Source organism: Pseudomonas sp. ANT_H4 (assembly GCF_008369295.1).
Classification (GTDB): Bacteria; Pseudomonadota; Gammaproteobacteria; order Pseudomonadales; family Pseudomonadaceae; genus Aquipseudomonas.
In genome coordinates this window covers 22,355-36,651 of record NZ_VOBG01000014.1, presented here as the reverse complement: position 1 = coordinate 36,651, position 14,297 = coordinate 22,355, and the positions used below count along the sequence as shown (strand labels likewise).

Annotated in this window: 15 protein-coding genes and 1 pseudogene; 6 read left to right on the top strand and 10 right to left on the bottom strand. The window is 55.5% G+C overall.

All coding sequences use genetic code 11. The features are described from left to right. Nucleotides 1–51: 51 nt before the first annotated feature. Together rimK and FQ182_RS18275 are read right to left on the bottom strand one after the other, a co-directional pair. Entirely contained in the window at nucleotides 52–957 is a 906-nt protein-coding gene (rimK, locus tag FQ182_RS18280) for a 30S ribosomal protein S6--L-glutamate ligase (protein ID WP_038445187.1), read from the bottom strand. Next, a complete protein-coding gene (locus FQ182_RS18275; protein ID WP_256666319.1) occupies nucleotides 954–1,418 on the bottom strand; it encodes an ATP-dependent zinc protease in 465 nt (154 codons plus the stop codon). Before FQ182_RS18275 ends, rimK begins: the two co-directional genes overlap by 4 nt. A 314-nt stretch (nucleotides 1,419–1,732) precedes the next feature. Here FQ182_RS18275 and FQ182_RS18270 point away from each other — a divergent pair, with 314 nt between their 5' ends. The 3 genes from FQ182_RS18270 to FQ182_RS18260 all read left to right on the top strand — a co-directional run bounded on the left by FQ182_RS18270 (nucleotide 1,733) and on the right by FQ182_RS18260 (nucleotide 4,937). Continuing rightward, complete coding sequence (locus FQ182_RS18270; RefSeq protein ID WP_149413869.1) at nucleotides 1,733–2,140, top strand: RNA-binding S4 domain-containing protein; 408 nt, start codon at nucleotides 1,733–1,735, stop codon at nucleotides 2,138–2,140. Nucleotides 2,141–2,307: 167 nt separating this feature from the next. Then, on the top strand, nucleotides 2,308–3,210 hold the full coding sequence (hslO, locus tag FQ182_RS18265) for an Hsp33 family molecular chaperone HslO (RefSeq protein ID WP_133103047.1): 903 nt from the start codon (nucleotides 2,308–2,310) through the stop codon (nucleotides 3,208–3,210). Nucleotides 3,211–3,389: 179 nt separating this feature from the next. Continuing rightward, a complete protein-coding gene (locus FQ182_RS18260) occupies nucleotides 3,390–4,937 on the top strand; it encodes a phosphoenolpyruvate carboxykinase (protein ID WP_149413868.1) in 1,548 nt (515 codons plus the stop codon). A gap of 57 nt (nucleotides 4,938–4,994) precedes the next feature. Here the strand turns inward: FQ182_RS18260 and FQ182_RS31010 are convergent, their stop codons facing one another. The 6 genes from FQ182_RS31010 to FQ182_RS18230 form a co-directional block, all read right to left on the bottom strand. Beyond that, on the bottom strand, nucleotides 4,995–5,585 hold the full coding sequence (locus tag FQ182_RS31010) for an SLATT domain-containing protein (protein WP_149413867.1): 591 nt from the start codon (nucleotides 5,583–5,585) through the stop codon (nucleotides 4,995–4,997). A gap of 142 nt (nucleotides 5,586–5,727) precedes the next feature. After that, nucleotides 5,728–7,098 carry a reverse transcriptase/maturase family protein gene (locus tag FQ182_RS18250; protein WP_178114481.1) on the bottom strand — a complete coding sequence of 457 codons (1,371 nt, stop codon included), beginning with the start codon at nucleotides 7,096–7,098 and terminating at the stop codon, nucleotides 5,728–5,730. A 108-nt stretch (nucleotides 7,099–7,206) separates the two neighbouring features. Next, nucleotides 7,207–8,058, bottom strand: a complete 852-nt coding sequence (locus FQ182_RS18245) for a DMT family transporter (RefSeq protein ID WP_149413906.1) — start codon at nucleotides 8,056–8,058, stop codon at nucleotides 7,207–7,209. Nucleotides 8,059–8,179: 121 nt separating this feature from the next. Then, nucleotides 8,180–8,533: a DUF1493 family protein gene (locus FQ182_RS18240; RefSeq protein WP_149413865.1), complete on the bottom strand. Its 354-nt coding sequence runs from the start codon at nucleotides 8,531–8,533 to the stop codon at nucleotides 8,180–8,182. Nucleotides 8,534–8,670: 137 nt separating this feature from the next. Beyond that, the gene (locus FQ182_RS18235; RefSeq protein ID WP_149413864.1) at nucleotides 8,671–9,264 is read right to left on the bottom strand and encodes a putative adenosine monophosphate-protein transferase Fic; all 594 of its coding nucleotides are present in this window, start codon (nucleotides 9,262–9,264) and stop codon (nucleotides 8,671–8,673) included. After that, nucleotides 9,264–9,434, bottom strand: a complete 171-nt coding sequence (locus FQ182_RS18230) for a YhfG family protein (RefSeq protein ID WP_003236014.1) — start codon at nucleotides 9,432–9,434, stop codon at nucleotides 9,264–9,266. The genes FQ182_RS18235 and FQ182_RS18230 overlap by 1 nt, the downstream gene beginning before the upstream one ends. 175 nt (nucleotides 9,435–9,609) lie before the next feature. On the opposite strand from FQ182_RS18230, the gene FQ182_RS18225 reads away from it, so the two are divergent. The 3 genes from FQ182_RS18225 (at nucleotide 9,610) to FQ182_RS18215 (ending at nucleotide 13,432) form a co-directional block, all read left to right on the top strand. Beyond that, a complete protein-coding gene (locus FQ182_RS18225) occupies nucleotides 9,610–10,785 on the top strand; it encodes a tetratricopeptide repeat protein (RefSeq protein WP_149413863.1) in 1,176 nt (391 codons plus the stop codon). Between the two features lie 254 nt (nucleotides 10,786–11,039). After that, entirely contained in the window at nucleotides 11,040–12,977 is a 1,938-nt protein-coding gene (locus FQ182_RS18220) for an ATP-dependent DNA helicase RecQ (RefSeq protein WP_149413862.1), read from the top strand. Nucleotides 12,978–13,000: 23 nt separating this feature from the next. Continuing rightward, nucleotides 13,001–13,432, top strand: coding sequence for a thioesterase family protein (locus FQ182_RS18215; RefSeq protein WP_149413861.1), 432 nt, complete (start codon nucleotides 13,001–13,003; stop codon nucleotides 13,430–13,432). On the opposite strand, the pseudogene FQ182_RS30380 reads toward FQ182_RS18215, so the two are convergent. Both FQ182_RS30380 and FQ182_RS18210 read right to left on the bottom strand, forming a co-directional pair. After that, a pseudogene (locus FQ182_RS30380) lies at nucleotides 13,421–13,505 on the bottom strand (outer membrane lipoprotein carrier protein LolA); the annotation flags it as partial. The gene FQ182_RS18215 and the pseudogene FQ182_RS30380 overlap by 12 nt on opposite strands. Nucleotides 13,506–13,538: 33 nt before the next feature. Continuing rightward, nucleotides 13,539–14,018: a glycine zipper domain-containing protein gene (locus FQ182_RS18210; RefSeq protein ID WP_133103054.1), complete on the bottom strand. Its 480-nt coding sequence runs from the start codon at nucleotides 14,016–14,018 to the stop codon at nucleotides 13,539–13,541. Nucleotides 14,019–14,297 lie beyond the last annotated feature (279 nt).

Sequence of the window (14,297 nt, the reverse complement as noted above, 5' to 3'; positions counted from 1 at the left end):
CTGCTTTTGCTCTTTCTTGCAGCTTATAGCTTGAAGCTTGTAACTGCTCCTCTACCCCTTCCCTTTGGTCCGAGTCATATTCGGCCCGCTATTCTTCTCCAGATGCTGAATGATGATCCCCGCCACATCCTTGTTGGTGGTGGTTTCAATCCCTTCCAGGCCCGGTGACGAGTTCACCTCCATCACCAGCGGCCCGTGGTTGGAACGCAGGATATCCACACCCGCCACACTCAACCCCATGACCTTGGCTGCCCGCAGCGCTGTCATGCGCTCTTCAGGGGTGATTTTGATCAGGCTGGCGCTACCGCCACGGTGCAGGTTGGAGCGAAACTCGCCCGGCTTGGCCTGGCGCTTCATCGCCGCAATCACCTTGTCGCCGACTACGAAGCAGCGGATATCCGCACCGCCGGCTTCCTTGATGTATTCCTGGACCATGATGTTTTGCTTGAGGCCCATGAACGCCTCAATCACCGACTCTGCCGCTGTTGCGGTTTCACACAACACGACGCCGATGCCTTGGGTGCCTTCCAGTACCTTGATCACCAGCGGCGCGCCGTTGACCATTTCGATCAGGTCGGGAATGTCGTCGGGGGAGTGAGCGAACCCGGTCACCGGCAAGCCGATGCCGCGCCGCGACAGCAACTGCAGTGAGCGCAGCTTGTCCCGCGAGCGGGCGATGGCTACTGATTCGTTGAGGGGAAACACTCCCATCATTTCAAATTGGCGCAACACCGCGCAGCCGTAGAACGTCACCGAAGCGCCGATCCGTGGAATCACCGCGTCGAAGCCCTCCAGCGGCTTGCCCCGGTAATGGATCTGCGGCTTATGGCTGGCAATGTTCATATAGGCGCGCAACGTATCGATCACCACCATCTCATGGCCACGTTCGGTGCCGGCCTCGACCAGGCGACGGGTGGAATACAGACGCGGGTTACGCGACAGCACAGCGATTTTCATGCAACACCTGTGGCAGAAATAGTAGAGGCCGGGAACACCGGCTTGTCTTGAACGTACTTGAGCCCGGGATTGACCACCAGTTGGCCGTCAATCAGGGCTTTGGAACCGAGCAGCAGGCGATAGCGCATGGCTTTGCGGCAGGCGAGAGTGAACTCCACCTGCCATACCCGATCACCCAAGGCCAGAGTCGTGCTGATGACATAGCGCACCTGCGCCTGGCCGTTGGAGCTCTTAATGGTTTTCATCGCCACCAGCGGCGCTTCGCAGCGTCGGTGACGCAGTTGCACCACGCTGCCCAGGTGCGCGGTGAACCGCACCCATTTTTCACCGTCGCGCTCAAAGGGCTCGATCTCGGTGGCATGCAGGCTTGAGGTACTGGCGCCGGTGTCGATCTTTGCCCGCAGGCCGGCCACTCCCAAGCCGGGAAGTGCCACCCACTCACGCAGACCCACAACGGTCAAATGGTCAAAAGTCTTCAATATGGGTAACCGGCATTCAGAAATAACTCGTAGTCGTCGAGGACAGTAACGTCCAACTGCTCACGGATTGTGACAATCCCCGAACTGTTCTCAGGGTTCGGGATCGAATTCGCGGTATTCACGCAGAATACTTGGCAAATGGCGACCGTTATCTATCGAGCTTCAGAAATCAGTCGGCTCAATGGAAACTCACAGAAACAGTGTAGTGACTGGCGTATCTTAGATGAGCCCCGATGTTTATGCGTCGAAGGGGTTCGACTGTTCAGTTGCGGCATTTTTCAGAGCGGGGAATTCAAGTGGCTCAAAAGCAGGAAGAGGACGAAAAAGTCCGTTTGGACAAATGGCTGTGGGCGGCGCGCTTCTACAAGACCCGTGCGCTGGCCAAGGCCGCGATCGAGAGTGGCAAGGTGCATTGTCGTGGTGAGCGCTGCAAGCCGGGCAAGGAGCCGCGCATGGGTGATGAGTTCCAGATCCGCGTCGGTTTTGATGAGCGCACGGTGGTGGTTCAGGCGCTCTCTATCGTCCGCCGAGGCGCGCCCGAGGCACAGGCCTTGTACGCCGAGACCGAAGCCAGCATCGCCAAGCGCGAGAACGCGGCGGCGATGCGCAAGGCCGGATCACTGGGTGTCAGCACCGACGGCAAACCGAGCAAGAAGCAGCGCCGCGATTTGTTCAAGTTTCGCGGCAGCGGCAACGATGATTAATGGATCAATCGCCCGAGGCGTCACTTGGCTTGGAACACGCCCGGTTTGTTCATAAACTGTCTCATCTTCGCTTTAAAACACTTCGTTTTTCAGGGGAGAAATGCACCAAATCGGTGCTAAAGCGCATAATTCTAGAAACATCGTCATCAATTCAGATACCCAGACCTATGACTGATCTACCGGACACCGACTTCACCCAACGCTTCATCTTCGACGACAACGACGCCCGCGGCGAACTGGTCGCCTTGGAGCGCAGCTATGCCGAAGTCCTTGCCAAGCACCCCTATCCGGAGCCGGTCGCGCAACTACTCGGCGAGCTGATGGCCGCTGCCTCGCTGCTGGTCGGTACCTTGAAGTTCGATGGCTTGCTGATCCTGCAGGCCCGTTCCGATGGTCCGATCCCACTGCTGATGATCGAGTGCTCCAGCGAGCGCGAAATCCGCGGCCTGGCCCGTTACGAAGCCGACCAGATCGCTCCTGACGCCACGCTGGCCGACCTGATGCCCGGCGGCGTGCTGGCCCTCACCGTCGACCCGACCCAGGGCCAGCGTTATCAGGGCATCGTTGACCTGGACGGCGCCGATCTGTCGGAGTGCTTCACCAACTATTTCGTGATGTCCCAGCAAGTGGGCACCCGTTTCTGGCTCAACGCCGACGGCAAGCGCGCCCGTGGCCTGCTGTTGCAGCAACTGCCGGCCGACCGTATCCGCGATGAGGAAGACCGCGCCGCCAGTTGGCAGCACATCACCGCCCTGGCCAGCACCCTGACCGCCGAAGAGTTGCTGGGCCTGGACAACGAAACCGTCCTGCACCGCCTCTACCACGAAGAAACCGTGCGCCTGTTCGACGTACAGTCCCTGCGCTTTCGCTGCAGCTGTTCCCGCGAGCGCTCGGCCAATGCCTTGGTGAGCCTGGGCCTGGAAGATGCCCAGACTCTGGTGGTAGAACACGGTGGCAATATCGAAATCGATTGCCAGTTCTGCAACCAGCGCTACCTGTTCGACACCGCCGATATCGCTCAATTGTTCGCCGGGGCGGGCGTCGATACCCCTTCGGGCACCCGCCACTAAAACGTTTAAGCACAGGTAAATCACCTGACAAACGCCGGATTAACGCCGTTCTGACGGGAGGGCCCTACTTTTTTTGGGCTTTTCTGGCATAATCCGGCCCACTTTTTCTGCGGTAGTAGTGCGCAACTTTCTACTACAAAACGTTTGGAGCACTCGGCCATAGGCCGACGGGGAACCTCATGACGCAAGCCAATAACGCCGTATACACCGATCTGAGTGTTGACGATCTGGTCAAAGAAGCCCTGCAGCGCGGTGAAGGCGAGCTTGCCGATACTGGCGCGCTGGTCGTACACACCGGTCACCGTACCGGCCGTTCGCCGGTCGATCGTTTCATCGTTGAAGAGCCTTCCACCCAGGCCGCCATCGCCTGGGGCCCGATCAACCGCAAGTTCCCGGCCGACAAGTTCGACGCCCTGTGGAACCGCGTTGAAGCCTTCATCGGCGAGCGTGAGCGTTTTGTTTCCCACGTGCATGTAGGCTCCGACCCGGCGCACTACCTGCCGGTCAAAATGACCACCGGTACTGCCTGGCACAACCTGTTCGGCCGTTGCCTGTTCATCAACCCTGAAGCTGGCCAGTACAACGCCGGCGGCAAGGGCGAGTGGCAGATCCTCAACGTCCCAGAGTTCGTCTGCGAACCTGAGCGTGACGGCACCAACTCCGACGGCACCGTGATCATCAACTTCGCGGCCAAGAAAGTGCTGATCGCTGGCATGCGCTACGCCGGAGAAATGAAAAAAGCCCTGTTCTCCGTACAAAATTTCCTGCTGCCAGCCGTCGACGTGCTGCCAATGCACTGCGCTGCCAACATGGGCGAAGAAGGCGACGTCACGTTGTTCTTCGGCCTGTCGGGCACCGGTAAAACCACCCTGTCCGCCGACGAAAGCCGCTACCTGATCGGCGACGACGAACACGGCTGGGGCGTTGGCGTGGTCTTCAACATCGAAGGCGGTTGCTATGCCAAGTGCATCGACCTGTCCGAGAAGAACGAGCCGGTGATCTGGAAAGCCATCCAGCACGGCGCCGTACTGGAAAACGTTGTCCTGGATGCCGACAAAAAGGCCGACTACGCCGACGACAGCCTGACCCAGAACAGCCGCGCCGCCTACCCGCGTGAACTGATCGAAAAACGCGCACCGAAAAACCTCGGTGGCGAGCCAAACGCCGTGATCTTCCTGACCTGCGACCTGACCGGCGTACTGCCGCCAGTGTCGATCCTCAGCGAAGAACAAGCGGCCTACCACTTCCTGTCTGGCTACACCGCTTTGGTGGGCTCGACTGAAATGGGTTCGGGCAGCGGCATCAAGTCAACCTTCTCCACCTGCTTTGGCGCACCGTTCTTCCCGCGTCCGGCTGGCGAATACGCAGAACTGCTGATCAAGCGCATCCGCGGCTTCGGCTCCAAGGTCTACCTGGTCAACACCGGCTGGACCGGCGGCGGCTACGGCGTGGGCAAACGCTTCAACATCCCGACCACCCGTGGCGTGATTGCAGCGATCCAGAGCGGCGCGTTGATCGGTGCTGAAACCGAACACCTCGACACCATCAACCTCGACGTACCATTGGTCGTGCCGGGTGTTGAAACTGGCTTGTTGAACCCACGTAACACTTGGGCTGACAAGGCTGCTTACGATGAAGCAGCGAAAGCGCTGACCGGGTTGTTTGTTGAGAACTTCAAGAAGTTTGAAGTGAGCGACGCGATCAAGGCGGCTGGGCCGAAGTTGTAAGATTCGGTAGCTGTTTGAAAAAGCCGCCCCTTGCGGGCGGTTTTTTATTGAAAGTACTTAAACAGCTGGGGATTGATGCATCACATAAAAAATGGATAGTAAAATTAGTGGTGTCGTGATTAGCAACGTGCAGGCAGTTTGAAAGCTATAATATTTAAACTCAATCTTTAACGCTGTGAGACATGAGACTTTGAAGTCTTTGTGTTCGGTTTTAAATAGCTTGTAATCAATGAGGTCGTGATTTTCGGGAGAACGATCGATTATGCGGGCATATTCTTCTATTAAGGCTTCCGCCTTAGATGTCTCGGCGATTTGGATTTGTAGTGAGACCTTATCGTAAAGTGCCGTTAGATCTTTGGCACATACGTGGTGCCTTTCGGCTTTCTGTTCGGCGTTTAAAGATCCTTCGTGTAGGCTGAAAACTAGAATTAGTAAGGAGCCTATAATCGACGAAAGATTTAAAGTTGGATTGGTATGCGTTTCTGTTAGAGAAAAAATACCAATGGCGAGAATGTATATAGAGAAAGCAGATACAAGATACCCTCCCCAAACTTTTCTAGCTTGCAGGCGCCTACTTGCGTTGAACCTAGCTCCTTTGGTTTTCCATATTTTAGTCCTGAGTTCGTCTAATGTATTTATATGTGACAAAAGGAGTGCCCCCTTAAAGTTAACTGATTAATTTCCCCGGAATCAACCGAAGCCTTACAGGCCAACTATTACGTAAGCATAGTAACCAATACCCAAGATTTTTCTTGAATCTATGACCAAAAAAAGCAGGTCATAAAGGGGGCTAGTACATAGTGCCGATATCCCTTTCGAGTTGCAAGAGCTGATTTGACTTCAGCCTTTCGAATAGCGCATCAATGTGCTCAGGCGCATATGCGGCAGATGCATTTGGGTCTAAGTATCCAAAGCGCCTTAGCGCGCTAATTTTTTCTTGTGTTGTTTTGTATGTATCATAGTTATGTATGTATCCGCCTTCTGGATTATGCTTTGCCTCGTGATAGGCTCTGGAAAGGCGCTTTACCCGCGAAATTTCAGCTGGGGTCAGGTGTGCTTTTTTTAGCTCCCTTTTAATAATCGCATCTAGGTCGTATAGGATTTTAAGATCCGTTATTTCAATAAAATAAAATATCCACCCAAACCTTTTTTTCTCACTTATAGCGCCTGTTATTTTTTCATTGAGATGCTCGATTAGTATGTTTTTTCGCGTCTCGATAGTCAGCCAGGTTGTGCCAATTGATTTGTCTTGGCCTTTTTTGTATCGTGTGATTGGTGCAATCAATGAGGCGGTAAATTTATCTCGTGACGAATCTCTGACCGAAACTTTGTCGTTGCCGAGGAAATTATAGCCCAAGTACTCTAGGCCACCGCTTATTTGGCCTTCTTCTGTTTTTTCATTCGTTTCTAGCTTTATTTTGTATAGTAAGTTTTTGATGTCTTTTGTTATTTTCGAGGTTTCTTTTGAGGCGATAATTAAAATATCATCGACATATCGTCTGTAATTCACTGATTCGAATTTTTTATCTATTCTGTGTAAATATATGTCAGATAGTATGTTGGAGATAGGCAGCCCCTGAGGCACGCCCAAAGAGTTTTCAGTGGGATAGAATTTTCTTTTCGTGCTCGCGCTGACAGTGATGTTTTTAATTGCGTTAGAAATTAACCATAAAGTTTTTTTGTCCACTGTTCTACTTAGTTTTTTTAGAAGTATCTCGTGATTTATATGGTCATAGAAGCTTTTAATATCGATTTTGCAGAAAAATAAATCTTCGTTGCTATTCTTAAGGCTTTCCTTGATTTCCCTGATTATTTCATTTGGGAGTTTTTTGTTTATAGCGTCGGGGTAATAGGACTGTAGGCACTTATTTGCTGACGATAGCAGTGTCTTGTCGCGAATGGTTGGCTTGGATATTACTCGCGGCAGTTTGTTCTTTCCCTTGCTTTTGACTTCTTCGAGATAAGGAGAAAACTTAAACTTATAAGATTTTATCTTTCTACTACAGCTTTCAGTTTCTGATCTGATAGAGGACTCAAAAGCCGACGCGCTGGTACCATCAATGCCGATGCTGGGCTTAGATTTAATTTTATCAATAAACACTTTTCGGAGTGCTTCTGGACTGAAGTACTCCTGAAATGCCTTTCTTCTCTCCTGAGTCATACGCGTTCCTTGCAGGCGATTTTTCCTAGCTGCCATTTTGCCACTATCTGGGATTCGTCGCATATGTCTAATTTTTACTCGACCCCAGCCTCAAACAAACCACAAAAATTAACCAACCAAATGCAAAGTCATTGCTCCTAGTAATACTAAAAGAACGCCCATTATTTGCACCGCCGACAGCCGTTCCTTGAAAAACACAAACCCCAAAATCGCCGCGATCCCGCCGGACAGAGTGCTGATCACCGTCACCACTGAAACCGACCCAGCCATCGCGCCCCAAGAAAATGCCGAGAAACCGCCCAGGTTCATCAAGCTCGCCCCGGTCAGCGTTGCGCAGTTTTTTAGCGGTGGGATTTTCAGGCCGTCTTTGACTTTAAGGACCATCAACACCAGCACGCACAGCCCCACCAGATAACCGAGCCAGAGCATGGTAATCGGGCCAAGGCTCGGGAGGGTGTAGCGGCCTTGCAGCCAGAAGCTGGTGCCATAAAGCATCGCGGCGAGCATGGCGTAGGCGATGGAGCGATTGGAGCTGTTGTGGGGGATGCCGTTGTCCTTGTGGATGCTGGAGAGGATCACGCCGACTACGCACAGGGCGATGCAACCGAGTTGAATCAAGTTTATGTGTTCGCCGCTGGCCCAGGACAGCAAGGTAGTGACGACGCCGTAGGACGTCACCAGCGGCGCGACGATGGCGGCTTTTCCCAAGGCGAAGGCCTTGGACAGGGCGAGGGCGCCGGAGACAGTGAGCAAGGCGGCTGCGGCGCCCAGGAGCCAGACGCTCAAGGGCGCGGCGAGGGATTTCAGGAGGAAGGCGGGGAATATGATCAGCAGCAGGGTCATGATCACGAAGCCCAAGGCTTGGCCGAAGTACACCGCGCGTTTGACGCCGACGGCTCGGGCGTTGAGGCCAACGAGAAAGTCGGTGCCACCCCAGAGCAGAGCGGCCAGCAGGCCCATTAGTACGTCCATGTAGGGTCCTTAATTGTAGGCGCGAGCTTGCTCGCGAAGGTCGTTAACGATAACGCGGGCTTCCAGGTTTAACGCGGCGTTCTCAGGTTGTTCGCGAGCAAGCTCGCTCCTACAGGTTTTCCAGGGTTTGCGTGTCCCAGCGTTGAGTCTTGATTGCCAGATAGAGCATGCCGATGGTCAGCGCGATTTTGTCGCCGCGGCCTTTCGCTCGGTGTTTCAGGAATACGTCGAAGACGGGAGGTTGGAAGTAACGATAAGCGTCGTAGTCGTTCAGGTCGACGGCGAAGTCTTGCTCCAGCGCTTCCATGAACTGTTTGGCTTCGACGCCATCGCAACCCAGATCGAGATTGATGGCGGTTTCAAGGCGCAGGGTCTTGTGTTCGGGCAAGCCGATTTCTTCGTGCAGCAGTTGCAGGAGCTGCTGCATGGCGGCGTCTTCGGGGAAGTTGGGGGCCAGGTTCATGGTGGGCACGCGAGAGTGGGTGAGGATGACTGACTTTATCGATGGGGCTGAGGTCCTTCAAACGAAACAAGTCAAATGTGGCTGTTGAGGAGGCGTTCGCTTGACGGCCTCAGCGGTGGTTAGTTGACGGTCGAGGGCTAATGCGGCGAACTGATACACCGCTCAAAAATCGCCCCCAGTCCCCGGTAATCACACGCCACCGCATCAATATTCGCGGGTATCCACGCGGCATTTTTCACCAGCCACCAGTTCACCGAAAACCCAGCATTGACGATGATTTGCTCGAACAGAATCCGCTGCGCCCGGCCATTGCCTTCGCGAAAAGGATGAATGACGTTGAGGTCGCCGTAGGCTTCGGCGATGCGGGACACCAGCTCGCCTTGGCCGAGGCCAATGAACCAGTTGGCCTGTTCCATCTGCCGGATGATTTTTGCCGCTTCGGGCGGGATGCGTTCCGGGGTGCAGAACAGGGTGTTGCCTTTCTGAATGTTGACCGTGCGCAGTGCACCGGCCCATTCGTAGATATCGCCGAACAGGATGCGGTGGATGTGTTGTAGCCGTTCAAGGTCGTAGGGCGGCGGGTAGAGGGGGAGGCTGCCGACGGCAATTTCGGACAATTCCCGCTCGGCCTGGTGCAGACGCTCTTCATCGAACAAGTCGAGGCGGTTACGCAGGACGCTGCTACCAGGGTAGCAGTACGGGTCCAGGCCCACCCCATATTTGTCGAGCATCAGCGTGGGGTGTTGCGGTACTTGGCGAGGACGGCTTCGCGGGTCGGCAGGGGTTTGTCGACATCGGCGGGTTGGGTGTCGAACCCTTCCAGGCGCAGGCTAGCCAAGTAGTTGGAACGGCGGATCTTGTGGTAGTGATCCTGCTTTTGCTCAAACGTCAGTTCGCTCATCACAGCGTTCTCCAGGGTGGCAAGGCTAGAGTGTAGCGCAATGCGTCCGGGCGTAGGCGGGATAAAAACCATGTCACATTTTGCATAAAATTCCGGCAAAACCCCTGAATTCAGCGTACGTTCCACCGCGAAATCTTACAGGACGTTTCCGTCCGCATCTTAAAGGGAGTTAAGCATGGGTTTGCTTCGTGTCACTTCGGTGATGTCATTGTGCGTGGCCGCGTTTTCGGTTCAGGCTGAGCAATTGCCAATTGAAGTGCTCAGTGCGGTGGTCAAGGACCAGAAAATTGACGACGCCCAAGTGCTGCTGCAACGCAACGGCGCGCAGAACGTAGTGGGCCGCACCAACGCTCAGAGCCAAGTCACCCTGACCAGCGAAGCCGCTGATGACGCCAGCAACCTGCTGATCATCAAGAAGCCCGGCTACTCCAACCTGGTGGTCAAGTGCCCGTGCAAGGGCATGACCTATGCCGTAAGCCCAGTGATGGAAAACCTCGACGGCTTGCGCGTGGTGCTGACCTGGGGCAGGACTCCAGCAGACCTCGATTCCCACATGATCTTCCCTGGCAACAACATCTATTTCCAAAGCAAGACCGGTACCGACGCCGAACTGGATGTGGACGACACCGACAGCTACGGCCCGGAAACCATCACGCTGCAGAAGAAGCATTACGGTGAAAGCTATGTCTACGCCGTGCATGACTTCACCAATCGCGGCAACCCAGGCTCGCGCGAACTGTCCGACAGCGAAGCCAAGGTATTTGTGTACATGGGCCAGTCGCTGGTGCGCACTTACTACGTGCCGCAAAAGCGCAGTGGCAACCTGTGGACCGTGTTCCGCATGACCGGCAGCGGCGACTTCCAGGATATCAACACGTTCAGCGGCGTAAATGTCGACGCCGAGAACGTACTCAACGAAGTCAAGCCGCTGCTGGATGACAGTGTGGCGGTCGATGCGGTGGTGGTGAGTTCCTCGGCCCAGGGCGATGCGAAGAAGCTGAACACCAAAGGCGAAGCAGCCTACCAGGCCGGTAACCTGGACCAGGCGATTGACTACTTCCGTCAGGCCATCGAGCTGAACAATTCTTACGGTCAAGCCTACGGCAACCTCGGCCTGGCCTATCAGAAAGCCGGCAACACTGCCGAATCGATCTGGGCCAACCGCAAGGCGATTGCCCTGGCCAGCGGTCCTACAGCGGCTACGGTGCGTGCAGGCTCCTACTACAACATTGCGCGGATTTATGAAGCGGCTGGGCAGTTCGCCGATGCGTTGCGTCACTACCAGTTGGCCAAGGAGCAGAAGGCCAATCCGGTGTATGACAAGGCGATCGAGCGGGTGCAGAACCGCTGATTGAGCTGTAACGCAGCGATATCCACAACGCGCCCTTTGGCGCGTTGTTCATTTCTTACACGGTAAATTGCTTATTCCTGCAACACTTGTCCAATCATCCCGATTCGGCCCAAGGCCACCCCGTACCCTGTGTATTATCTTGTCTCTTTTTTCTGCGACCTTTCTCGATTCGCCGAACGTGCTGGGCTATGTTTTCGAGCTATGTTTTCGAACTGTATTTTTGCCTCGTTCAGCGGTCAATGGAGTGACAGCGTATGTACAACACCCTCCAACAGGTCTTTGGTTATCCACAGTTTCGTTTGGGCCAGGAGGCAGCCGTCAGTGCCGTGCTGGCTGGCCGTTCGGCTGCGGCGATTTTCCCCACCGGCTCCGGCAAGTCTCTTTGTTATCAGCTGTCTGCCGTGTTGTTGCCACACCTGACGTTGGTGGTGTCGCCGCTGCTGGCGCTGATGCAAGACCAACTGGGTTTTTTGCAGCGCCACGGTATCTCTGCCGGCAGTATCGACTCGGCCCAGAGCCGCGATGACGCCAATGACGTAATGGCCCGGGCGCGCTCGGGCGAGCTGAAGATCCTGATGGTTTCCGTGGAACGCTTGAAAAACGAGCGCTTCCGTAATTTCCTGCAAACCGTGCCGATCTCGCTGTTGGTGGTGGACGAGGCTCACTGTATTTCCGAATGGGGCCATAACTTTCGCCCGGACTACTTGAAGCTGCCGGACTACCAGCGCCAGTTCCGCATCCCCCAGGCGTTGCTGTTGACCGCCACGGCGACGCCCAAGGTGATCGCCGACATGCAGGCCAAGTTCGCCATTGCGCCGGGGGATGTGATCACTACGGGCTTCTACCGACCCAACCTCAATCTGCTGGTGGAGCCCGTCGCCGGTCAAGACAAGCGTCGGCGCTTGGTGACGTGGATGAAGGAGCGGGCCAATCAGCCGAGCATCGTCTATGTCACCTTGCAAAAAACCGCCGAGCAGATTGCCGAGCATTTGAACCGAAACGGCATCCAGGCCGAGGCTTATCACGCGGGTTTTCCCCACGATAAGCGCGAGGGTATCCAACGACGGTTCATGGGCGGCCAGTCCAATTGCATCGTCGCCACTATCGCTTTCGGCATGGGCATCGACAAGAGCGACATTCGCAACGTCGTGCACTTCGACCTGCCCAAATCCATCGAGAACTACAGTCAGGAAATCGGTCGTGCCGGGCGTGATGGGCAGCCGTCTGACTGTCTGGTTTTGGCCAACCGTGACAGCCTCAATATTTTGGAAAACTTCGTGTACGGCGACACGCCAGAGCAGGAAGGCATTCGCTGTGTACTGGAGGAGCTGCTGGCAGCCCGTGGTGATGGGCAGTGGGAGTTTTTGCTCAGGTCACTTTCGGACCACAGCAACATTCGCGAACTGCCGCTCAAGACCTTGTTGGTGCAGCTTGAACTCAAGGGTTTGATCGCCCCGCGCTACGCCTTTTACGCTGAATACCGCTTCAAGTATCTGGTGGAGCCCGAGGCATTACTTGCGCGTTTTTCCGGCGAGCGGCAGCAGTTTGTCTCGGCGATTATCCAGGTCTGCAAAAGGGCTAAAACCTGGGCGACGGTGGATTTCGACGCGCTCTATCAACAGCATCAAGCCGAGCGAAACCGGGTGGTGACGGCCCTGGATTACTTCCAGGAACAGGGTCTGATCGAGCTGGAAAGCAAGCAGATGACCGAGGTCTACAGCCTGCTGAATACCGATTTTGATCCACAGGCCCTGAGTGCGCAACTGCACGCCGGCTTCAAGCAGCACGAGGCCACGGAGGTTGCGCGGATCCACGCGATGCTGGATCTGTTCGCTACCGACCGCTGCCTGGGCTATCGCCTTGCGCAGTACTTTGGTGACGAAAAAGCGCCCCAACAGTGCGGGCATTGTTCGGTCTGCCACGGTCAGGTCGCGCATTTACCGGAGCCGCCAAGCCTGCCGCCGCTTGTGGATAAAAACTTCCAGGGGCTGTGCGGCGATTTTATCCACAGGCATCATCAGTACAACGGCCACTTGCCCGGAGCCGAACGGTTGACGCGTTTTTTGTGCGGTATCAGCGTACCCCTATTTACCAAGCTGAAGGCGAGAGGGATTCCAGGTTTTGCTGCGCTGGAGGAATATCCTTATGCCGCTGTGCGGGAATGGGTCGAGACTCATTTGAATAGCCTGTAAAACCACTTTCCTGAGACTTGCCCATGTCCGACTCAATGCCCCAGCGCGCCGATTACTGTCACTTCCAGCTGATCATTACCCGTTGGCACGACAACGATGTGTATGGCCATGTGAATAATGTCACCTACTACAGCTTTTTCGACACGGCAGTGAATACCTACCTGATTGAGCAGGGCGGGCTGGATATCCATGACGGAGAAGTGGTGGGGTTTGTGGTGAGCTCGGCCTGCGATTATTTCGCCTCGATTGCCTTTCCCGACCGGATCGAGATTGGGTTACGGGTGGGCAAGTTGGGCAACAGCTCGGTGCAGTATGAGTTGGCGGTGTTCAAGGCCGGTGAGGACGAGGCCTGTGCGGCGGGGAGATTTGTGCATGTGTTCGTGGATCGGGCGTCGAATCGGCCGGTGACGATCCCGCAAGCGCTGCGAGGTGCGTTACAGCGCTTGGTACTGTAGGAGCTAGCTTGCTCGCGAAAAACCTGAGAGCACAGTGGGGTGTCAGGTTTCCATCGTCATCGTTGACGACCATCGCGAGCAAGCTCGCTCCTAGTGGGGGAAGGCCTTAGCGGTGACGGGAGTGATGCTTGTTCTTGCGATGCCCATACGCATGACCACGGCCACGATGATCATCGCGGTCATAGCGACGGTTGTCGCGACCGCGGTAACCGCGGTCGTCGTCATCGCTCTTGTTACCCATATAGTTGCCCAGCGCGCCACCGGCGCCACCGCCTGCGGCCGCGCCGATCAGGCTGCCAGTGCTGCCGCCGACACTGCGGCCGACCACGTTGCCGCCCGCTGCGCCTAGTGCGCCGCCAATGGCTGCTTCGCCACGGCTGCGTTTGTCTGCGCCGACCGCACTGCCGCCTGCGCCGCCGAGGGCCGCGCCGATTGTCGAACCGGTGTTACCCCCCAGCTGCTGGCCAACAACCGAACCGAGTACCCCGCCCAATGCGCCGCCCACACCGGCTTCGGTGGTGCCACCGGCCATGGCTGCGCCACTGACCAGGCCAAGGGACAACAAGAGAATCGAGGAGAACTTCATAGGGGAACCTCAAGAGGATGACGGCGCGATCCTGAGGCCGTATCGGGCTGGTGACAATGGGTATCCGACCAATGACACGAGTTGTATACAATAATCTAACTTGCTGTTTTATATGGGGAACTTAAGTCAATTTTGCGAGTCTGTAATTACTTCGGAACGGCCGCTTTTATGCAAAAGCGGCCTTTTTTATGCCCAAAATTCGGGCTGCTTGAGGGCGGCGGTGCTGCCCGCGTAGCCTTGCTAAAACTCGACAATTGCTACGAGGGAGTTGCAGCCGCT